The 20,428-nt window shown below is 42.8% G+C and carries 19 protein-coding genes and 1 pseudogene; 16 read left to right on the top strand and 4 right to left on the bottom strand.

Annotation, left to right across the window (positions count from 1 at the left end; genetic code table 11):
- Nucleotides 1–79 precede the first annotated feature (79 nt).
- Nucleotides 80–217, bottom strand: a pseudogene (locus tag K2Q13_RS05955) (IS5/IS1182 family transposase); the annotation flags it as partial.
- A gap of 253 nt (nucleotides 218–470) precedes the next feature.
- Between K2Q13_RS05955 and K2Q13_RS05950 the strand changes: the two are divergent.
- Together K2Q13_RS05950 and K2Q13_RS05945 are read left to right on the top strand one after the other, a co-directional pair.
- Entirely contained in the window at nucleotides 471–1,298 is an 828-nt protein-coding gene (locus K2Q13_RS05950) for an abortive infection system antitoxin AbiGi family protein (protein WP_292919946.1), read from the top strand.
- A gap of 193 nt (nucleotides 1,299–1,491) precedes the next feature.
- The gene (locus tag K2Q13_RS05945; protein ID WP_292919945.1) at nucleotides 1,492–3,345 is read left to right on the top strand and encodes an ABC-F family ATP-binding cassette domain-containing protein; all 1,854 of its coding nucleotides are present in this window, start codon (nucleotides 1,492–1,494) and stop codon (nucleotides 3,343–3,345) included.
- Between the two features lie 38 nt (nucleotides 3,346–3,383).
- Here the strand turns inward: K2Q13_RS05945 and fliE are convergent, their stop codons facing one another.
- The 3 genes from fliE to K2Q13_RS05930 form a co-directional block, all read right to left on the bottom strand.
- On the bottom strand, nucleotides 3,384–3,710 hold the full coding sequence (gene fliE, locus K2Q13_RS05940; RefSeq protein WP_292919943.1) for a flagellar hook-basal body complex protein FliE: 327 nt from the start codon (nucleotides 3,708–3,710) through the stop codon (nucleotides 3,384–3,386).
- A 97-nt stretch (nucleotides 3,711–3,807) separates the two neighbouring features.
- Nucleotides 3,808–5,121, bottom strand: coding sequence for a sigma-54 dependent transcriptional regulator (locus tag K2Q13_RS05935; protein WP_292919941.1), 1,314 nt, complete (start codon nucleotides 5,119–5,121; stop codon nucleotides 3,808–3,810).
- A gap of 4 nt (nucleotides 5,122–5,125) precedes the next feature.
- Nucleotides 5,126–6,316 (bottom strand): ATP-binding protein, encoded by a 1,191-nt coding sequence (locus tag K2Q13_RS05930; protein ID WP_292919939.1) that lies wholly within the window; start codon nucleotides 6,314–6,316, stop codon nucleotides 5,126–5,128.
- A gap of 339 nt (nucleotides 6,317–6,655) precedes the next feature.
- On the opposite strand from K2Q13_RS05930, the gene fliF reads away from it, so the two are divergent.
- From fliF to K2Q13_RS05860, 14 genes are all read left to right on the top strand, one after another.
- The gene (gene fliF, locus K2Q13_RS05925) at nucleotides 6,656–8,371 is read left to right on the top strand and encodes a flagellar basal-body MS-ring/collar protein FliF (protein WP_292919937.1); all 1,716 of its coding nucleotides are present in this window, start codon (nucleotides 6,656–6,658) and stop codon (nucleotides 8,369–8,371) included.
- Nucleotides 8,364–9,359 carry a flagellar motor switch protein FliG gene (gene fliG, locus K2Q13_RS05920; RefSeq protein ID WP_292919935.1) on the top strand — a complete coding sequence of 332 codons (996 nt, stop codon included), beginning with the start codon at nucleotides 8,364–8,366 and terminating at the stop codon, nucleotides 9,357–9,359. The genes fliF and fliG overlap by 8 nt, the downstream gene beginning before the upstream one ends.
- A 78-nt stretch (nucleotides 9,360–9,437) precedes the next feature.
- Nucleotides 9,438–10,139 (top strand): flagellar assembly protein FliH, encoded by a 702-nt coding sequence (locus K2Q13_RS05915; RefSeq protein ID WP_292919933.1) that lies wholly within the window; start codon nucleotides 9,438–9,440, stop codon nucleotides 10,137–10,139.
- Nucleotide 10,140: 1 nt separating this feature from the next.
- Nucleotides 10,141–11,556, top strand: a complete 1,416-nt coding sequence (gene fliI, locus K2Q13_RS05910) for a flagellar protein export ATPase FliI (protein ID WP_292919931.1) — start codon at nucleotides 10,141–10,143, stop codon at nucleotides 11,554–11,556.
- A 14-nt stretch (nucleotides 11,557–11,570) separates the two neighbouring features.
- Entirely contained in the window at nucleotides 11,571–12,029 is a 459-nt protein-coding gene (gene fliJ / locus K2Q13_RS05905; RefSeq protein ID WP_292919929.1) for a flagellar export protein FliJ, read from the top strand.
- Between the two features lie 81 nt (nucleotides 12,030–12,110).
- The gene (locus tag K2Q13_RS05900) at nucleotides 12,111–13,280 is read left to right on the top strand and encodes a flagellar hook-length control protein FliK (protein ID WP_292919927.1); all 1,170 of its coding nucleotides are present in this window, start codon (nucleotides 12,111–12,113) and stop codon (nucleotides 13,278–13,280) included.
- Nucleotides 13,281–13,605: 325 nt separating this feature from the next.
- Complete coding sequence (fliL, locus tag K2Q13_RS05895) at nucleotides 13,606–14,100, top strand: flagellar basal body-associated protein FliL (RefSeq protein ID WP_292919925.1); 495 nt, start codon at nucleotides 13,606–13,608, stop codon at nucleotides 14,098–14,100.
- A gap of 8 nt (nucleotides 14,101–14,108) precedes the next feature.
- Nucleotides 14,109–15,086 carry a flagellar motor switch protein FliM gene (gene fliM / locus K2Q13_RS05890; protein WP_292919923.1) on the top strand — a complete coding sequence of 326 codons (978 nt, stop codon included), beginning with the start codon at nucleotides 14,109–14,111 and terminating at the stop codon, nucleotides 15,084–15,086.
- A 16-nt stretch (nucleotides 15,087–15,102) separates the two neighbouring features.
- A complete protein-coding gene (gene fliN, locus K2Q13_RS05885) occupies nucleotides 15,103–15,645 on the top strand; it encodes a flagellar motor switch protein FliN (RefSeq protein ID WP_292919921.1) in 543 nt (180 codons plus the stop codon).
- A gap of 10 nt (nucleotides 15,646–15,655) precedes the next feature.
- A complete protein-coding gene (gene fliO, locus K2Q13_RS05880; protein WP_292919919.1) occupies nucleotides 15,656–16,096 on the top strand; it encodes a flagellar biosynthetic protein FliO in 441 nt (146 codons plus the stop codon).
- Between the two features lie 97 nt (nucleotides 16,097–16,193).
- Complete coding sequence (gene fliP / locus K2Q13_RS05875) at nucleotides 16,194–16,940, top strand: flagellar type III secretion system pore protein FliP (RefSeq protein ID WP_292919917.1); 747 nt, start codon at nucleotides 16,194–16,196, stop codon at nucleotides 16,938–16,940.
- A 13-nt stretch (nucleotides 16,941–16,953) separates the two neighbouring features.
- Entirely contained in the window at nucleotides 16,954–17,226 is a 273-nt protein-coding gene (gene fliQ, locus K2Q13_RS05870) for a flagellar biosynthesis protein FliQ (RefSeq protein ID WP_292919915.1), read from the top strand.
- A 52-nt stretch (nucleotides 17,227–17,278) separates the two neighbouring features.
- The gene (gene fliR / locus K2Q13_RS05865) at nucleotides 17,279–18,076 is read left to right on the top strand and encodes a flagellar biosynthetic protein FliR (RefSeq protein ID WP_292919913.1); all 798 of its coding nucleotides are present in this window, start codon (nucleotides 17,279–17,281) and stop codon (nucleotides 18,074–18,076) included.
- Nucleotides 18,077–18,241: 165 nt separating this feature from the next.
- Nucleotides 18,242–20,155 (top strand): hypothetical protein, encoded by a 1,914-nt coding sequence (locus K2Q13_RS05860; RefSeq protein ID WP_292919911.1) that lies wholly within the window; start codon nucleotides 18,242–18,244, stop codon nucleotides 20,153–20,155.
- Nucleotides 20,156–20,428 lie beyond the last annotated feature (273 nt).

Genomic DNA, 20,428 nt, shown 5'->3' with positions numbered 1-20,428 from the left:
TCGGATATGTTTTATTTTTTAATCTATATTCGTGATTCTGAACCTGATCTCGTTTTCCAAATGCCTTGAGTAAGTCTCACCACGGGCAGCCAACTCGCACCCGATATAACATGCTTTCTACCGTCATGCGTAGATTGCACTTGTTATAAATAGCTTCTTGTAGCAGAATCTTCGTTAGTCTCGGCCAAAACTTATCACTTAGCATAAATCGGGACAAAGAAAACTCGTTTTATTGGTAATGCGGGAACCTCGATATTACGAGTTTGTATCTATCATCACTGCTATCCCGTTAAAGCGATTAAATCATTAAAAATACCAAAGAAACAACCTCCATGTCTCAAGTAAATTTCTTGATTTATTTTTCATTTTAAATCAATATATTAACATGCAATCAACATAAGTTAACGAGACATTAGTCATCTATCATACACTTATCTCAAAGCATCAACTGACCCTAGCAAAACAAAATTATGCCGATAATCTCAGACAATTTAATTCATTTTCTTGCCCGCTCTAATAAAGATAATCCTAATAAGCAATTTGAAATTTTCAAACAAATTTTCGAAAATGGATTGCGCGCTTCTAAGGTTGCAAATAAATTTCCTGATGGTTCCTGTGTATTAAATCATGCCGTTTGTTTTACTGATATTCCACTCAAGGAGTGCACTGAACATACATCCATTTATGGAAAATTTGGTATTGGATTTAAAAAATCTTTCGTGAAAAATGCGGGGGGAAATCCTGCGAGATACTTTGTTGACTATATGCCAGGAGAAATAAGCACATTAAGTGATGTTAATGAAAGCCGTGGGGTGTTTTACACTAACCTTTGGGCTCAATTCAGGTTTATGAAAAAATTAAATGATGCACTTCTTGCAGATTCAACTCTTGAATTATTCGATCAAAAAAGTAACAAAATTTTAACTACGCAAGAAATATCAGAACTAGTTGCTTCGATGCTCTATACCTATTCTTTTGATAAAGAAATGGGCGATCTTGGACCAGCTAGAGATGAAACCAAAGAAATCGATCTTTATTACAAGGAACGCGAATGGCGTCTTGTACCTTCTTCATTAGATCAGCTAGCTGGTATTGTAATACAAATTCAGAATGATAATTCTCACTATTACAAATTTTATCGAGAAGATGTAAATATGGTTGTTGTACCTAATGAAGATATACGAAAGAAAATGCTAGATTATTTTCTCAGCATTCCCAATGTGCAAAATGATCGGCTCTATAAGTTCAAAGAGAATTTATTACCTATTATTCACTATGAAGATTTACAAAATTGGTAACTGCCAGTGCTCTGCATGGAGACAGAGCACGTATACAAACAAAGCAAACAAAGGGCCAGGTACAGAATCGAGAATATAAAATAAATAATATTGGATCCTAAACTACAAGACACTTACCTGTATTTGGTTTTGTCGACATCAGATCTAGGTCAAATCAATATCATACAGTCAATCAATTTATCATTAAGGCATCGTGTTAGACATTCAATCTTTGACGTATCTACAGGGCGGAATTCCGTTGCTGGAGAATTGCAATTTACAAATCTTTTCTAATCAGCGTGTTGGTCTGGTGGGGAAGAATGGCAGCGGCAAATCAACTTTGTTCCGATTGATTCGCGGCGTGCTCAAACCGGATAATGGAGAAGTGAGCTTCCAATCCGGAAAAACGGTCGCTTTTGTCGAACAGGAGATTATTGATTCTGATCAATCTGCGATTGCTTTTGTGCTGGATGGCGATGTCGAGCTGTGTCAGCTGGAGAAAATTCTGGCGCAGGTCGAACATAATGCAGCCTGGTTTGATGCGCAACAGCGTTATGAAACGATCGGTGGTTATAGCGCACGGTCACGGGCGGCGCAGTTATTGAATGGACTGGGATTCGCTAATTCTATCCTGGAGAAACCGGTCAGTCATTTTTCTGGCGGCTGGCGCATGCGCTTGAATCTGGCCCGGGCCTTAATGCATCGCGCTGACTTGTTATTGCTGGATGAGCCTACCAATCATTTGGATCTAGAAGCTATTCTTTGGCTGGAGCAGTATTTGACGCGATATCCGGGAAGCGTGATCGTTGTTTCTCACGACCGCGAATTTCTTAATGCTTGCGTGCATCGCATTGCGCATATCAACAATCGGCAAATTGACTGCTATAGCGGCAATTATGATGATTTTGAACGCGCGCGCGCTGAACATCTTGCGCAGCATGCGCAGGCCTTCCAGCAGCAGCAAAAACAGATTGCGCATATGGAGGATTTTGTGCGGCGCTTTCGCGCCAAGGCGACCAAAGCCAAACAGGCGCAAAGCCGAATCAAAGCCTTGGATCGCCTGGCACGTCTGGCGCCACTCCATATTGAAGATGGCCATTTCGGGCTACAGATTGAAGCGCCCGAACGCAACCCTGATGTTTTGCTACGTATCAAAGACATGAGCTTTGGTTACGACGACCATCAACTTTTCCGACATGTGAATATTGTTTTGCAGGCAGGTGCGCGCATTGCATTGCTGGGACCGAATGGAGCTGGAAAATCCACCCTGATAAAGTTAATGACCGGGGAAATCAAACCCGTGTCGGGTGTAATTGAACGAGCACCCAATATTGGCATTGGTTACTTCGCTCAGCATCAGCTGGAAAATCTGGACGGTGAATCAACACCTTTGCAACACATGAAACAACTTGATCCAGCACAAACCGAACTGAGCTTGAGAAATTTTCTCGGCAGATTTGGCTTGGGTGGGGATCACGAGGATCGTCCGGTGGCAACTTTCTCCGGTGGGGAAAAGAGCCGTTTGGCGCTGGCAATGCTGGCATGGCAAAAACCCCATTTTCTGCTGCTCGATGAGCCCACCAATCATTTGGATTTGGATATGCGCGACGCGCTAACGCTGGCATTGGAAGCTTATACCGGGGCTGTGGTGCTGGTCTCGCATGATCGTAGCCTGGTGCGCGCGGTAGCGGATGAATTATGGCTGGTGGCAGATGGCCAAGCGCAATTGCTGGATGGTGATTTGGAAGATTATAAGCGCTGGATAGAAGCTCGTCGCGCCAGAGATGCTGAAGAATTACGGTCATCCACGCCTAAAAATCAAACTAAGGTATCAACCAAGCCAAACAAAAAGAACCTGCTGTCTAAGCAATCGAAGCTTGAAATTGCATTGACGATTGCACAAAAAGAATTGGCTGAAGCCAATCGCCAGCTCGCAGATCCGGCTACGTATGTGAACTGTTCCCGGAATGAAATTGATCAACTGAGTGAAACTCTCGTCAAACTCGAGAAGAAAGTAATGGAATTGGAGGAAAGTTGGCTGGAACTGGAAATGGCGTTAGAAGAGTAGCGCAGACGATATCTGGACAGCCTGCAAACCAAGTTTTGTTAAACTTGCATATTCATAATTTCCTGGTAAGCAGTCACCAGTTTATTTCTGACTTGAACCATCGATTGAAAGGAAACATTGGCCTTTTGCAATGAGATCATCACTTCATGCAAATCGACATTAGATTGATCACTGACAAACTGCTCACTCATCTTGCCAGCATTCAACTGGGCATTATTGACTTGATCAACAGCCACTTGCAGTTTTTCGCTAAAATTGACGCTTGTAACCTCATCAAGGTTGGATTGTTTTTTTGCGCCGGAAGCAAGCGCTGAAGCTGCCTGTAATTGCTGCAATATGTTATCAATTCCGGTATTGTCCATCATTCACCTCACCATTAACCTTCTAAAGTATCGCACAAAGATTACAAAACATTCAAACGATTATATCAAACAACCTGTAACTATCTATAGGCAATATGTACTACGTTGTCATACGATATTGCTGCAACTTATAACGCAAGGTTCGCTCTGAAATGCCTAACTTTTTAACGGCTAGTTTTCGGGAACCATTAACTGCCTTGAGTGTTTCTAAAATATGCTTTCGTTCGAGTGCCTTGATATCCTGAACCGGCGATTCTGCAGTATTTGCATTTGTTTCTTGCACTGAAACGGTCTCCGGCAAATGAATATGTTCAATATCAATCATATTATCCATTGCCAGAATGACCGCACGCTGTATTACATTTTCCAGTTCTCGAACATTGCCCGGCCAGGAATATTGCGTCAATTTCTTCATTGCGCCGTGCGCTATTCTGCAAGGTGGTTTTTCTGAGTCGATTGCCGCTGCAGCTAGTATACGTTGCACTAGAGGTTCAATATCTAATGGTCGCTCTCGTAATGATGGAATTTCAATAGGAAAAACATTGAGCCGGTAATACAGATCTTCACGGAATCGGCCATTTTTTACCATTGCCATCATGTCACGGTTCGAGGTTGCCAAAACACGGATATCCAATTTGATGGTTTTATGTCCGCCTACTCTCTCCACTTCCCTTTCCTGCAATACACGTAATAGTTTTGCTTGTAACTCCAAGGGCATTTCAGAAATCTCATCCAGCAACAAGGTACCGCCTTGTGCTTGCTCAAATTTTCCGGGTTGAGCCTGTGCCGCACCTGTAAACGAACCTTTTTCATATCCAAATAGCGTAGCCTCCAGAAGATTCTCTGGAATAGCCGCACAATTGATCGCTACAAATGGTTTAGCAGAGCGTAATGAATGTTGATGAATAAAACGTGCAATCACTTCCTTTCCGCAGCCACTCTCACCCGTCAACATAACGGTCGCAGGTGATTGCGCAACTCGCTTGGCCAATGACAATAATGATCGTGTGCATGGATCTTTAGCCACCACTTTATCGTCCTGTTCGGATTCAGATAATGCATAGCGTTTAATTTGAGCCAACAGGCTATCCGGATCAAAAGGTTTCAGTAAATAATCACAGGCACCGATACGCATTGCGGCAACTGCTTTTTCGATATCCGCATAAGCAGTCATTAACAATACGGGTAATTCCGGATCGAATGCTTTGATTTTTGTTAACAATGTAAATCCATCAACAGGTTTCATTTGAACATCGCTAACAACCATTCCTATCTGACGCTCTTGCAGCACTTGCATGGCATCATCTCCATTGGACGCAGCAGCAGTCTCATAGCCACTTAATTTCAGGGAAGTGCAAATTGCTTCCAATAAGTCTTGATCGTCTTCTACTACTAGGATAGGTAATGTTTTCATTGCTTCAATCTCCATTGCATCTTGGCAGATGTATTACAAACTCAGTACCGGTATCGACCGAAGAGTTGATTTGTATACTGCCGCTCATAGACTGTATGACGCTTCTAACAATGGCCAAACCTAAGCCAGTGCCTTCGGAACGCGTGGTAAAGAAAGGCTCAAACAATTTTTCTTGTAGTATCGAATCAATACCTAGCCCATTATCGAGTACACTAAAAACGATAGTTGATTTTTCTAAACGAGTTGTGAGAGAAATTTGACTGCCTGCAGGCGATGCTTGAATTGCATTTTCCAGAAGATTAATTAGTGCGCCGCACAAGGCTTGGCGATCAGTTACCAAAAATTCGCCTGCGCTATTATCATTCACTGTAAATTGCAAACCAAGCTGTTTCATTTGCGGCTCGATAACCTGTTGTAATTCTGCCACCAAGTCACTAATGACAAATGTTTCAAGTGAATTTGTTTCACCTTTTACAAAACGCAGCATATCTTTCGTTAAGTGCTCCAGATGATGTAAGCGTTCAACCGTTTTTGCAGCAAGTTTTTGTCGTTCACTCGAAGCCAAAGCATCACTTCCCAGGTGATTAGCGTAGATTAATGCGGTTGAAAGCGGGGTGCGCAATTGATGTGCAAGATTCGCTGCCATTTCTCCCATAGCGGTTAGCCGTTGATTACGTCTGATTTGCTCCTGTACCGCATAAGCTTCAGTAATATCGTTGATTAACAGGATTCTTCTTCCGGCTGAATCGGTCGCGCTGCTTTCAATCCGGATACGCCGTTGTTCGGATGTTGTTTGCAATGTAACGTGCCATTCATTAACCAGTCCTGTAGATGATAACCGTCTCTGAGACACATGTTGCCACATCATACCCAGCAAGGGATCACCGAGTATATTGATTGCCGCAGGATTAACTTGCTCAATGCATTCTTTTGCATCAAGTGAAATCACTCCACCCGGCAAGGCGTTCAACAAAAGGCTTAACTGCTGAGATAAATTTTCTTTCGCATTTAGTTGCTTGTGCAATTCGCCATTTGCAAGCGCCAATTCCTGAGTCAATTCCGCGACTTGTTTCTGCAATTCCTGATAGGCACTGGACAACTGCTCTGATGCCTCATTAAATGCAGCAAATGCAAGCTGTAGTTGCTCTGGATCTAATGGTATCGATTGGATGTCAATAGATTTTATTGTTTGCACTAGCGTAGATTAGCCATTGGTAGAAGTTGCCGATAGCTTAACATTGTTATCAGTGCTGATAATGACGCGAATAAGGCAGGCAAAGCTATTCTTTTTAAGCAATCAGATTTTGCGAATTTATCGATAATCATCACATTAATAAAAATCTATTCAGAACTTAAGTAATCCAGTGATAAACAGCTATTCTTGCGGTATTACTTTATAGGGATTGAATCGAAATGCTGAAACGTATTGTTTGCCAATTAACACCGATTTTTGCAAGCATAAGTTACGTAATTTTCTGGTAAAAAACATCACTCCAATTGAGAAGTGATTTGGGAATAAGTAGGAGAATAGTAAGTGGCGACAGTACCTAGTGAATCCAATGCAACTAACCCCGCTACAACAAGCAGACTAGAACACCTTAGTTCGCTGTCTAATCAAAAGAAACTTGGATTAATTATTTCTGTGGCTGCAGTTATTGCCTTATTTGCGGGTGCTTTGATGTGGAGCCAGACACCGGAATACCGTGCCCTTTATAATAATCTGTCGGATCATGATGGCGCGTCCATTATCAGCGTATTGCAACAAATGAATGTACCTTACAAGTTTTCAGAAGGCGGGGGCACCATTCTGATTCCTGAGAATCAAGTTCATGAAATCCGCTTGAGACTGGCAGGCCAAGGGCTACCAAAAGGAGGGTTGGTTGGATTTGAATTAATGGAGAACCAGAAATTTGGCTCTAGTCAATTTCTTGAGCAAGTTAATTATCAGCGTGCATTAGAAGGCGAATTGGCACGCTCGGTTCAATCGTTATCAGCAGTACAAAGTGCACGCGTGCATCTAGCGATAGCCAAACCATCTGTCTTTTCGAGAGAAAAACAACAGCCCAGCGTTTCTGTCTTACTCAATTTATATCCTGGTCGTGTTCTGAGTGTTGAACAGGTCAGCGCAATCGTACATTTGATGGCCAGCAGTGTACCGAGTTTGCCAGTAAAGAATGTGACTGTTATAGATCAAAATGGAAACTTGCTCAGCACTCAAAATGATAAAAAAGAAGATTCCAGATTTGATGCAAAACAATTGGCGTATCTACAGGAACTTGAAGAAAACTATATCCGTCGTATTGAAACCATATTAACGCCTATTACCGGAGCCGCAAATGTGCGCGCACAAGTAACGGCTGACGTCGATTTTTCTCGCATCAAGCGTGCAGAAGAAACATATCGACCTAATAATACGGAAACGGATCGCGCCTCGATTCGGAGTCAACAAACACATGAATCTATGTCTATAGGCTCAAAACTCGATGGAGGGATCCCCGGAGCACTGACAAACAGACCACCAGAACCAGCAATTGCACCGATCGAAGTGGGAGGTAAAAAACCCGCTGGAAATAATGCTAGGGATGATGAAGAGGAAGGTGATAACACTCCGCCGCTACCTACTGATACCAAAAAGGAATCGACAATTAATTACGAGGTTGATAAAACTATTCAGCATACGCAACAATCCACCGGAAATATCAAACGATTATCCGCTGCGGTTGTTGTTAATTATCGCAAGAAGGTGGATGAAAACGGAGAAATCACTTATGAACCGTTAAGTGCCGAAGAAATCAAAGAAATCAATAATCTCGTCAGAGAGGCTATGGGCTATAACGAGAAACGAGGAGACTCGCTAACTGTTACTAATGGCTTATTCACAGGAGAAACTGAAACAGTTTTGGAAATTCCGTTCTGGAAAGATCCAGACGTCATCATGCTGGCAAAAGATTTTGCGAAACAATTATTAATCATAAGTGTCGTTCTATTTTTCTTGTTAAAAATTCTTCGACCGTTTCTCAAGAGTCTGGCGCCACCGCCACCAGTCCCGGCTTTGACCGATAAGACAACTCAGGTCGACGTTGATGGAACTGTATTGGAGCAATTGCCGGGACAAATGGATGGAACGGCGATGCAGGCTATTCAGAAATCGATGTACGATGCAAATCTCAAACGCGCTAAACAATTGGCCTTAGACGAGCCGTCCATCGTCGCTAATGTTGTTAAGGATTGGATGGTTAAAAATGGATGATGAAGGACTCAAGAAGAGTGCCATTTTGCTGATGACCTTGGGCGAACAAGAAGCCGCGTCAGTGATTAAATTATTAGGACCGAAAGAAGTCCAAAAACTGGGCGAGACCATGTCCACACTGCAGAATATTACTCGGTCAGAAATTGAAAACATAGTATCTGAATTCTGTGATGAAGCTGAGGGAAAAACTACCTTAGGACAGAATTCGTCAGATTACATCCGCAAAGTCTTAACCAGCGCATTGGGTGACGAAAAAGCTGCCAATCTTATAGATCGAATTTTACAAGGTGGCGATACCAGTGGTATCGAAGGACTGAAATGGATGGATGCAGTCTCAGCAGCTGAATTAATTAAAAATGAGCATCCACAAATTATCGCAACTATCCTCGTTCATCTGGAGCGCGATCAAGCCTGTGAAATTCTAGGTCTATTTACTGAGCGCTTACGTAACGATACATTACTACGCATTGCTACACTTGACAGTATTCAACCGGATGCGTTGCGTGAGCTCAATGATGTACTAACAAAATTGCTATCGGGCAATGCCAATATCCGTAAAGCAGCTATGGGTGGAGTTCGAACGGCTGCCGAAATTCTCAATTTTGCCCCATCGGCTCACGAAGCCAGCGTTATTGAAAACATTAAGCAGTACGATGAAGAATTGGCGCAAAGAATCATGGATGAAATGTTTGTATTTGATAACCTGATTGACATAGATGATCATGGTATTCAATTACTACTCCGGGAAGTGCAATCAGAATCTTTAATAATCGCTCTTAAAGGCGCACAAGAAGAGTTACGCAAGAAGATTTTCAAGAATATGTCGCAACGTGCCGCTGAAGCTCTTCGTGAAGACCTTGAAAGTAAAGGTCCCGTGCGTATCTCTGAAGTTGAAGCCGAACAAAAAGAAATTCTTAAGATTGTGCGTCAATTGGCGGATGATGGACAAATTGTTCTGGGCGGAAAGGGTGATGATGGTTTTATCTAGCCGCCAGTTTTTCCGTTAAATTATTTAAATCAAAAACATTAACTTCTGGCTATTTAGTTCGACACTCAAGGCTTGCCGATGATAACAAATAATTTTATTCCAAAAGAGGAGCTCAACGCTTATCAACCCTGGGAAATGGATTCTTTAGAAGATTCTGATTTATTGGTAAAAACACAAGAAGCAGAGAATCATTGCCCAGAAAATGAACAGGAAAAGGTGCCACTGCCAAACGAGGAAGAAATTGCGGCAGTTTATCAGCGCGCTAAAGAAACCGGCTATGCAGTGGGATTACAGCAAGGCCAGGCGGCCGGATATGCTGAAGGTAGGGAAGTAGCAGAAATAGAAGTGAAGGTGGAAATAGCTCGCATTCAATCACTACTCACAAAACTGTCCCAGGATCTTCAGAACATGGATCAACAGGTTGCAGACAGTTTACTGGATTTGTCGATTGCACTCGCGAGAAAGTTAGTTACAGAAGCATTAAAGCTAAAACCTGATCTGATCATACCCATTGTACAAGAGGCTCTTCGCAATTTACCGCAATCAATGCAACATCCGCGCCTCTATTTAAACCCAGAAGATGCAAAACTGGTGGCAACACATCTTAACGAGCAAGCAGAACAAGATAACTGGTGCATCCGCGAAGATGAGCAATTATCCCGAGGTGGTTGCCGTATTGAAGCAGATGGCAGCGAAATCAACGGGAGTATGGAAATTCGCTGGCACAAAGCTCTATCGGCCATTGGTCACGATGACAAATGGCTTGAGATAAAAGACTAGGATGTCACGTCATGAACAATGGGGCGATTTCTTAAAGAATTGCACTCAAATCATTAATCCGACTAATTCCTTCTTATTAAGTGGGACAGTAACCAAGGTTACGGGATTGGTCATGGAAGCAGTAGGACTCAGATTACCGGTTGGGAGTAGTTGTACGGTTTTCTTATCAAACGGGCAAAACGTTTCGGCTGAGGTTGTGGGCTTCTCAGGAGAGCGTTTATTCTTAATGCCATCGAGTGATGTCTATGGACTATCACCTGGCGCAAAAGTTTTTCCTTCGGAAGTTGCCAGCGAGTCCCCTCGTATCGGCAACCTTCAACATCCACGAAGACGCGCAGCGGATCGTGCGAAGCATATAGTTGTTGGGCCTGAGTTGCTGGGCCGTGTACTAAATGGTATGGGTGAGCCGCTTGACCGACTCGGACCAACCCACGCAGAACATAGCGTACCACTCTATAGTCGTCCTTTTAACCCATTAGAGCGCACTCCTGTCAGTGAGCCGCTTGATGTTGGGGTACGTGCCATTAACACACTGCTTACAGTTGGAAGAGGACAGCGCATGGGGTTGTTCGCAGGAAGTGGGGTGGGGAAAAGCGTATTACTTGGAATGATGGCGCGCTATACCACTGCCGATGTGATTGTCGTCGGCTTAATCGGGGAGCGGGGGCGCGAGGTTAAGGAATTTATTGAAAATATTCTAGGGGAAGAAGGACTCGCACGCTCCGTAGTTGTTGCCGCACCTGCGGATACATCACCATTGTTACGTCTACAAGGTGCTGCCTATGCAACAGCTATTGCCGAATATTTTCGAGATAGCGGCAAACATGTATTACTCATCATGGATTCATTGACTCGCTATGCCATGGCGCAGAGAGAAATAGCTTTGGCTATCGGTGAGCCCCCAGCCACTAAAGGCTATCCGCCATCGGTATTTGCCAAATTACCCCAATTAGTCGAACGCGCTGGTAACGGCAATCAGAATAGCGGTTCAATTACAGCCTTTTATACTGTGTTAGCAGAGGGAGACGATCAGAACGATCCAATCGTGGATAGCGCCCGCGCTATTCTTGACGGTCATATTGTTTTATCACGAAGATTAGCGGAAGCAGGACATTATCCAGCAATCGATATTGAGGCTTCGATCAGTCGCGTGATGACCAGCGTGGTGCCACAGAAACAAATTGAAATGGCTCGGCAATTTAAAAGCCTGTATGCACGCTATCAACGTAGTCACGATTTAATCAGTGTTGGCGCCTATGTCGCTGGTACGGACTCAGAACTTGATCGAGCCATTAGACTTTACCCTGCATTCGAAAAGTTTTTAATACAAACCATGTCGCAATATGAGAATTCTGCCGATAGCCTTATGAAACTAACAAATTTATTTGAGAATGAAAACAGTAAATACAGCGCCTAGGGAAAAACATTATTATGTCGACAAATTCATCGCTGAAAATTATTCTGGATTTAGCGCAACAACAAACAGATGCTTTAGCAAGAAAACTCGGTAAGCTGAATATCCAACAGCAAGAAGCAGAAAAAAAATTAAATTTGCTGCTGCAATATCGTCATAGCTATCAATCGCACATGCAGGATTCAACAGGAACCGGAATCGACCATATTGAGTGGCTTAATTTTATTGCTTTCATGAACAAACTTGATGCCGCTATAACAGAGCAGCGCCAGGCAGTAATATTTGCCCAAAAAATAAAAATTGCTGGGGGTGATGAATTTCTATCCAGTCAACAAAAATTAAAATCCTACGATACGTTATCGCAACGTAAAAAAAATGCAGAAGATTTAATGCAAGTAAAAAATGAACAGAAAATACAAGATGAATTTGCATCAAATTCCTTTTATCGCAATTCGCATGTCCCAAAAGACAGCTAGCCGCATATCTGCACATGTCACACTGGTATGAATATTGCTATTTGCTTGGTAGCATTATTAATCGTATGAGACCCATAATTTATGTTAAACATATCAGTTGCACCTCAAATTAATTCTTCAGCCGAGAATAATATTGCAGTACCGATCAATTCAAGTTCATCAGAAGCAAATGAATCTGACAGTGAAGAGTTTGGAACAGTTTTGCAGCGTGAAGTATCTGAAGCAGCAAACAAGCATGAGAAAAATAGCACATCCGCTACGAAAGAGCACTCTGACAGCGCAGTATCTCCAGAAGATAGCGATGATGATGCAAATACAATCTCAACCGTGCCTGAAGCAGTAATTACGGATGGAACAGCCAACTTTATTCAAACTCTGCTAAATAATTCGACCCATCAAATCACCGTTAATCTCTCACAAGCTCCAGTGGAGTCAATACTCGATCCCAATGCAAAGACTGGGCTATCGAATATGCCACAAATATCAACCACGATATTTACGAATTCATTAATTCCACAAGATGGTGATCTGACTCCGGGTTCAATGGCTCCAATGTTGAATCCCATGCTTCAGCAAAAACTGACACAGCCGAACTTAATCACGAATGATTATTTTTCGCTACCCAATAATATCTGGCAATCATTGAATGAGGCAGATTCTGCCGTTGACGGCAATTTATTGTCATTTTCTTCAGAAATGAGCGCAATCACCCAAAACCCCCTAGTGGAATCGATATTTTCGGCGCGTAACGAACCATTTACATCACAATCATTTAGTTTAACTGGCACTAGTACAGTAAATACTGTACCGCAGGATATTCATGTCGACCTTCCAATAATTCAGCCAAAATGGGGAAGTGAATTTGCACAAAAAGTAGTTTGGTTGACTTCTCAGCAAAATCAAGTGGCTGAGATCCACCTGAATCCAGCACATTTGGGTCCTGTCGAAGTGATGTTAACGATCACGCAGGATCAGGCCACTGCACAATTTGTGTCTCCACATTTAGCGGTACGCGAAGCTATTCAGGAAGCTTTGCCAAGGTTAAAAGAGATGATGGCTGAAAACGGTATCCAATTAGGTAATGTAATGGTCGGTGCCGATTCCTTCCAGCAAGAAAACAAACAACAGCAGAGTTATCAATCAGCAAGAAATGCAACCAACATACTTGGCGCTGAAGCAAAGGCCGACAATCAAATTGAAGCCATTACTACGCCTAGTAGACATCTTGGTATGGTCAACACTTACGCGTAATATTTTAATAATGCTCCGTTTGATTTCTAGGTATTTATCCCTCATGTTGAGTTATCGGATTGTCGGAAAATAGTCAAAACAACAATTATCCGACAATCCTTTCATCAATCACGCAAACAAAAATGGATTGTGCAACAAATAAAATCTGTTCTCATATTCATGCAACTGCCGTCTCTTTCTAGAAACCGAAATCTTTAAATACCTGTTTGGTCGCTGATGAGTTTCAGTATCTGAAAATAGCGACACTATTTCATTGTTATTTGACATATCAATTTGTTGCTCCGTCGAAGATAATAAATTTCGTCAAATAGCGGAGCTGAACTAAATGTCAAAATCTAATGAAACACCACCTGCTGCAGAAGGCAAAAAGAGCAAGAAGGGTTTGATAATTATAATTTTGATTGCAATCGTCGCGCTCGGTACTGGTGTGGGTGGCACATGGTACTTCATGCAAATGTCAGTCGACGAGGAAGGCGAAACTGAAAAGCCCAAGCCAAAAGCAAAACCAACCACCTTTATAGATCTTGAGATTTTTACTGTCAATCTTCAACCAGAAGAAAACAATCAATATTTGCAGGTGGGATTAACCGTCAAAGTCAGGGAAACCGAAGCTGTGCAAGAAATAGCCAAACAAATGCCGTTGATTCGCAATCGTATTCTCATGTTGCTTTCCAGCAAGAAGGCGGCTGATATTTCGAGTATTGCCGGCAAGCAACAACTAAGCCAGCAGATTTCTGATGAAATCAGGCATTCACTTGATTCCGAAGCTCTGCAAGAAGACGTACGAGAAGTATTATTCACATCGTTTGTAATTCAGTAAGTTCGAACATGGCTGAAGATTTTCTCTCACAAGACGAAGTTGACGCACTTCTAAGAAGTACCACGGGTGAAACCGAGGAGGCAGTAGACGAGGTAGAAACAGGTGGTGTCCGTAATTACAATCTTGCGACACAAGAGCGCATTGTTCGAGGACGAATGCCCACCTATGAGATTATCAATGAACGGTTTGCAAGATTTTTACGTATCGGCTTATTCAATTTTATGCGCCGTACAGTGGATATAGCGGTTGGTCCGGTTAAAGTAATCAAGTTTAGTGAGTTCGTGCGCAACCTGGTCGTACCAACTAACCTCAATATGGTTCAAATGAAACCATTGCGAGGTACAGCATTGCTTGTTTTTGATCCCGATTTGATTTTCCTGATTGTGGATAACTTGTTTGGCGGTGATGGCAGACATCACACGCGCATTGAAGGAAGAGATTTTACTCAGACAGAACAACGCATTATTCAGCGTTTATTAGGTGTGGTTTTTGAAGAGTACGAGAAATCGTGGAAATCTGTTTATCCTATTCAATTTGAATATGTTAGATCTGAAATGAACCCTCAGTTTGCTACGATCGCCACACCGAACGAAGTGGTAGTTTGCGTGACTTTTGATATTGATTTGGGAAATAAAGGAGGTGGATTGCATGTTTGCATTCCATACTCAATGGTTGAACCCATTCGAGATACCTTATACAGCGCATTGCAAGGGGATCACTTAGAGATCGATAAACGCTGGCTCAAATTAATGTCGCAGCAAGTTCAAGGTGCTGAAGTGGAATTGGTTGCAAACATTGGGTGTACAAAAGTTACATTTGAACAGATTCTGAGCATGCAAGCTGGGGACATTATTCCACTGGAAATCCCAAAATCTATTTCAGTATGTGTTGATGGTGTTCCTGTAATGGACTGCCGCTACGGCACTATGAACGGGCATTATGCACTGAGAGTTAATTCAATGATTTCTAGATCAGAATTCGAATAATTTATTGGAGAGCAAAATGTCAGAATCAACAGAAAGCACACAAGCAGAACCCAATGACTGGGCAGCAGCCATGGCTGAACAAGCGACAGCTTCACAAACTGATGCACGTAATGACAATGAAGATGCTACCGATGATTGGGCAGCGGCCATGGCTGACCAGACAACTGCAGAGCAAAGTGGCACAAATTCTCTCGCAGAGACTGACAAAGGGCAGAAAAGATCTGTATTTGGTTCACAGAATACTAGCGCATCAGTATTTCAGGAATTCTCTAAAGATGGAGAATCGCATGGAGCCCGACATGACATAGATTTGATTCTGGATATTCCAGTGCAAATGACGGTGGAACTCGGTCGAACTAAGATTGCTATCAAAAATCTTTTGCAACTTGCACAAGGTTCTGTAGTAGAGCTTGACGGTATGGCCGGTGAGCCTATGGATGTACTGGTTAATGGTTGCCTGATTGCACAAGGTGAAGTTGTGGTCGTGAATGATAAGTTCGGCATCCGCTTGACCGATATCATTACGCCTAGTGAACGGATTCGCAAACTTAATCGCTAGAGCTCATAAAATGCTAAGTCGTTATTTGCTGTTTCTCATTGTAATCGCTCCGTTCCCGGCCATGGCCGAAACTGGAAAGCCAAGTTACATTTCCCCTCCCGCCGTGATCTCAACCGAGAGTACGCTACAAATGATGGGCGGACTACTGCTGGTACTGGCGCTCATAGGTGGTATTACTTGGCTGCTTAAACGATATTCATTGATACCGACTACCACCGCAGGCATTGTCAAAGTTGTCGCAACTACCGGAGTGGGTCAAAGAGAGCGAGTGGTAATAGTCGAAATTGATAACACTTGGCTGGTTCTTGGCGTGGCCACCGGCCGCGTGAACAAATTACACACAATGACTAAGCCTACAAATGAAGCGTCCGATACGATATCGAATGGGTCACCTCCCTCCCCGGTCTTTGCCGAGCAACTTAACCAGAGTATAAAAAAAGAAAATGCATAACAAGCTCCCTACACCGATTATTCATTTATCTTCACACTTCACCAAGATTATCCATGAATTGTCATCATATCTCTCGCAAGATCTGAGCAGAATAAGAATGTCTGGGTTATTCCGGATAGCACTTTTCTTTTCCGGTTTCATTGCTTTACCAGCATTTGCACAACAATCCGGTTTTCCAGCATTTACTAGCACATCTAACGCAGATGGAAGTGCCACCTATACGTTGAGCTTACAAACGTTATTGTTGTTAACGTCACTGACATTTTTACCTGCCTTGGTACTAATGATGTCAAGTTTTACCCGTATCATCATTGTGTTGTCGTTTCTTAGAATGGCGCTGGGCACGCAATCTTCCCCACCTAACCAAGTGTTGCTTGGATTAGCTTTGTTTTTAACTTTCTTCATTATGTCACCAGTTATTGATCGTGTTTATTCCGAAGCTTATCTACCTTTTTCTGAAGATAAGATAAGCATTGTGGAAGCGGCTGAAAAAGCGAGCGTGCCGCTGAAATCGTTTATGCTGCATCAGACTCGGGAAACGGATTTAGCACTTTTTATTCAAATTTCCGAAAGTGAAGAGCTTGAAAGTCGCGATGAAGTACCACTGAAAATACTTGTTCCAGCATATATTACCAGCGAACTGAAAACGGCATTCCAGATTGGTTTTGTTATTTTCATCCCATTTTTGATTATTGACCTAGTTGTTTCCAGTGTATTGATGGCCATGGGTATGATGATGCTGTCTCCAATGATTATTTCACTACCCTTTAAATTAATGCTTTTTGTTTTGGTCGATGGCTGGCATTTAATTATTGGCTCATTGACTCAAAGCTTTTATACCTAAAAGGAAACCTACTATGACCCCAGAAGGTGCGATGACCATCGGCCGGCAGGCGCTTGAAATCACATTCATGATTTCTGCCCCGTTACTGCTCGCGGCTTTAGTAACGGGTTTGCTAGTCAGCATTTTTCAAGCGGCAACTCAGATTAACGAGATGACTCTGTCATTCATACCCAAATTATTAGTCATGTTCTTGGTTATGGTACTGGCTGGACCGTGGATGATTGCTGTTATGACAGATTATATGCAACGACTGTTCACAAGCATTCCGTGGTTGGCAGTCGGTTAAGGTTTATAGTCAATTTAACTTTCTTTAGCCAAGCAAGCAATGGGCTAATAGCATGATCAACATAACCACCGCAGAATTAAATACATTACTAGCAGCATTTATTTGGCCACTGAGCAGAATTCTGGCACTGATCGCAAGCGCCCCTATATTAGGAAACCCCAGTGTCCCGGTCAAGGTAAAGCTGGGCTTGGCGATTGTGATTACAATTTTAGTCATGCCATTAGTCGAGAAATCATTGCCGCAAATTGATCCAACTTCTGGAATTGGCTTAGTAATCCTGCTACAACAAGTATTGATTGGCGTGGCCATTGGGTTTGTCATGCGCGTTGTTTTCGCTGCTATTGAAATGGCGGGCGAATTAATTGGCTTGCAAATGGGACTGGGCTTCGCAATATTTTTTGATCCCCAAAATTCCGGTCAGATAGACATTATCGGACGCTTTTTGGGAGTGATCGCCAGCCTGGCATTTCTTGCCATGGATGGCCATTTAATGATGATTGCCTTAATCTCACAGAGCTTCAACACCTTACCCATAGGCCCAACAGCGATAACAGATGCCACATTCACCACGCTTGCAAACTGGGGAGGAGAAATTTTTAAATCCGGACTGCAATTATCACTGCCTGTTCTGACAGCATTACTGATTACCAACCTTGCTCTAGGCATCCTAACCCGGGTCGCACCACAATTAAATATCTTCGCAGTTGGTTTTCCGCTAACTCTAGCTATTGGTGTCTTTGTTTTAGGGCTCAGCATGCCTTTCTATACCCCCATTCTGGAGTATTTAGTACACGATGGTATGAATCTAATGATGGGTATTCTTAACATTGATGAAATCAATATGCCATAAAAGTAATAAGAGGTAAGTTTTGCTATAAATTGATTTAATTCTTTTGATAAACAGGCAATATTTCCCTTCTTTTTCAAGACAAATCTATCGTCCAAAAGCTGCTAAAGTAGTTATCTATTTTCTGGAAATTGTATATTCATATAACTGCTGGTTTGGTTAAAATTTATGACATTCAAGTCACGCTTATTCAATTCACTGCGCAAACTTTCTTCATCGTCGGAATCACATCCAGACGATGCGGTTGTCTTGTCTACTGATGATTCAGAGTATTGCGATATGTCGAATGATGATCAGAAGTTTGCTTCAGCAGATGAAATCAAACAATTGCTAGATACTGCATTCCGCAATCGACTTAGTGTTGAAGATCAAGCGATCAAAGAAGCGCATAAGCGAATTGAAGCAGAAAATATTGCTAAAGTGACTGCTGAAGCGAGAGCCCGAGCAGAGGCCAACGCCAGAATTGCAGCTGAAACCCGAATCCAAGCCGAAGCAATGGCAACTGACCAAGCTCGAGCCAGAGCAAAAGCTGAAGCATTAGCATTTCGAGAAGCCAATACTCGCCGCGAACTTGAAATAAGAGCCAAACTGCTTGCGGATGAAAAAATAAAGGCTGAAAAGGCTTTGAATGCGTTATTGGAAGCTAAAATCAAAGCCGAAGCTTCGATTGTTGAGAAAATGCAGAAACGTGTTGAACAAGAAGCGACGATGCTGGATAAGGCACACGCAGCTGCACAAAAAGAAAAAGAAGCTACAGAAGCAGCGAAATATCGGGCTCAACTAGCAAACGACGCGCATTCTGCCGCACTAGCTGCGATCGAAGCAGAAACCAGCGCAGCGATCCTGGCACAAGCCAAAATTCAGGAAGCGCAAAAAATCATGGCATTGTCTAAAGCACATGAAGCAGCTGAGAAACAAGCTCTCGAAGAATTGCAGACGCGCTCACGAATTGAGTCACAAACCTTGGCACAAGTTTCTCGGCGCTTGGAAGAAGAAAAGCGGGCAAAAGAAAATGAGGAAGAACGGCTAAAATCTGAAACGACTGCTACCAATGCGGCAGTGGAAAAAGTAGAAACTGAAGCCATCGCAGCTAAGCAAGCTAAGAAAAGAGCCGAGTTAGATATTCATGCAACAATTGCTGCACGCAAAAAATTCGATGCAGAAGAAGCTGCGACAGAAATAGCCGAATCCATTATTGCCAAAGAAAAAGCAGCGACCGAAGCTATCAAGGCACGGCTAGCTCTAGAATCCGAGTTGCTAGAGGAAGCAAATCAGCGGATGTGGATTGAATCTGAGACACTAGTTGCTGCGGAAATGGCTTTACGAACAGAAAAAGAAGCCACAGCCATTGCAAAAGAAAAGCAAAAAATCGAAACTGCCGCAACCAAAGAATATCAGAAACGTGCCAAAGCAGATGAGGAAGCGATCAAAGCGGCTAAAGCGCGCGCTGAAGCTGAGAAATCCGCATGGGATGCTGCAAAAAGCAAGGCAGAAGCTGAAGTGCGATTAACAACAGCCACAGAAGCAAAGACACAAATGGATATCCTTGCAGCTCAAGAAATTAATAGCAAAGCTGATTTGGAGCAGCGCCTGCAAGATGATGCAGAAATCCGTGCCAAAGCGATAGTGGATGCAAAGCAAGCAGTGGCTGAGCGTCTTGAAATTGAGCAGAAAATTACAGGGTTGGCAATCACTAGGGCACAAGCCAAAATTATGGCCGCCAATAAAGCCAGAGCGCAACTTGAAGCTGAAAAGCATGCCACTAGAATTGCATTGGAGAAAGCCAGAAAAGAATCAGCGGCTCTGCTTGCCATACAAGAACGTATAGCTTTGGAATCAACTGCATTAGAAGCTGCTGCTGCCAGAGAAGTGGTTGAGACTATGGCTAAAGAAGCGCTGTTTGCCCGCTCTCAAGCAGACAAAGAAGCGACTGCTGCAGCTACTATAAGAATACGAGCAGAGATCGCCGCCGCAGAACATTCGCGCAACAAAATGACCTCGGAGACAAAAAATCAACTACCGAGCAGTTCAAAATCAACCAATGCAATCGTAGGTCCACCTTCAGGTAGATCTAAAGGCTAGCTTGCAATTTCCTATAGCTTTATTGTGAGGACAGGAACCCACCTTCGCTGCTCAATCAGCAATATCAGATTTGGTGAATAAGCCTCGATTGTTCACCAAATCTGCATCTAAGTTTAGCTTATCTCGGATTTCCCCGTTAAGAGAAATCCGAGATAAAAGAAAAAACTTGTCCACTTAACAACAAGCCGAAGAGGGTCTGTGAGAAATATGCCATCTCACGGATAAACTTAGGTGTACTTGCTGTTACTTGATCTAACGATTACTCAATATGAC

The sequence above is a fragment of the Nitrosomonas sp. genome (assembly GCF_019752095.1).
Taxonomy (GTDB): Bacteria; Pseudomonadota; Gammaproteobacteria; order Burkholderiales; family Nitrosomonadaceae; genus Nitrosomonas.
Note: the sequence above shows the minus strand (reverse complement) of the source record. Positions and strands in the feature narration are given on the sequence as shown.

What these genes read in the sequence shown, in the direction of transcription:
- fliP (WP_292919917.1), top strand. Translation starts at nt 16,194, where the DNA reads ATGTCTGGGTTATTCCGGATAGCACTTTTCTTTTCCGGTTTCATTGCT.
- fliJ (WP_292919929.1), top strand. Translation starts at nt 11,571, where the DNA reads ATGTCGACAAATTCATCGCTGAAAATTATTCTGGATTTAGCGCAACAA.
- fliE (WP_292919943.1), bottom strand. Translation starts at nt 3,710, where the DNA reads ATGATGGACAATACCGGAATTGATAACATATTGCAGCAATTACAGGCA.
- fliI (WP_292919931.1), top strand. Translation starts at nt 10,141, where the DNA reads ATGTCACGTCATGAACAATGGGGCGATTTCTTAAAGAATTGCACTCAA.
- K2Q13_RS05950 (WP_292919946.1), top strand. Translation starts at nt 471, where the DNA reads ATGCCGATAATCTCAGACAATTTAATTCATTTTCTTGCCCGCTCTAAT.
- fliN (WP_292919921.1), top strand. Translation starts at nt 15,103, where the DNA reads ATGTCAGAATCAACAGAAAGCACACAAGCAGAACCCAATGACTGGGCA.
- K2Q13_RS05860 (WP_292919911.1), top strand. Translation starts at nt 18,242, where the DNA reads ATGACATTCAAGTCACGCTTATTCAATTCACTGCGCAAACTTTCTTCA.
- K2Q13_RS05900 (WP_292919927.1), top strand. Translation starts at nt 12,111, where the DNA reads ATGTTAAACATATCAGTTGCACCTCAAATTAATTCTTCAGCCGAGAAT.
- fliG (WP_292919935.1), top strand. Translation starts at nt 8,364, where the DNA reads ATGGATGATGAAGGACTCAAGAAGAGTGCCATTTTGCTGATGACCTTG.
- K2Q13_RS05935 (WP_292919941.1), bottom strand. Translation starts at nt 5,121, where the DNA reads ATGAAAACATTACCTATCCTAGTAGTAGAAGACGATCAAGACTTATTG.
- fliM (WP_292919923.1), top strand. Translation starts at nt 14,109, where the DNA reads ATGGCTGAAGATTTTCTCTCACAAGACGAAGTTGACGCACTTCTAAGA.
- fliR (WP_292919913.1), top strand. Translation starts at nt 17,279, where the DNA reads ATGATCAACATAACCACCGCAGAATTAAATACATTACTAGCAGCATTT.
- fliQ (WP_292919915.1), top strand. Translation starts at nt 16,954, where the DNA reads ATGACCCCAGAAGGTGCGATGACCATCGGCCGGCAGGCGCTTGAAATC.
- fliO (WP_292919919.1), top strand. Translation starts at nt 15,656, where the DNA reads ATGCTAAGTCGTTATTTGCTGTTTCTCATTGTAATCGCTCCGTTCCCG.
- K2Q13_RS05915 (WP_292919933.1), top strand. Translation starts at nt 9,438, where the DNA reads ATGATAACAAATAATTTTATTCCAAAAGAGGAGCTCAACGCTTATCAA.
- fliL (WP_292919925.1), top strand. Translation starts at nt 13,606, where the DNA reads ATGTCAAAATCTAATGAAACACCACCTGCTGCAGAAGGCAAAAAGAGC.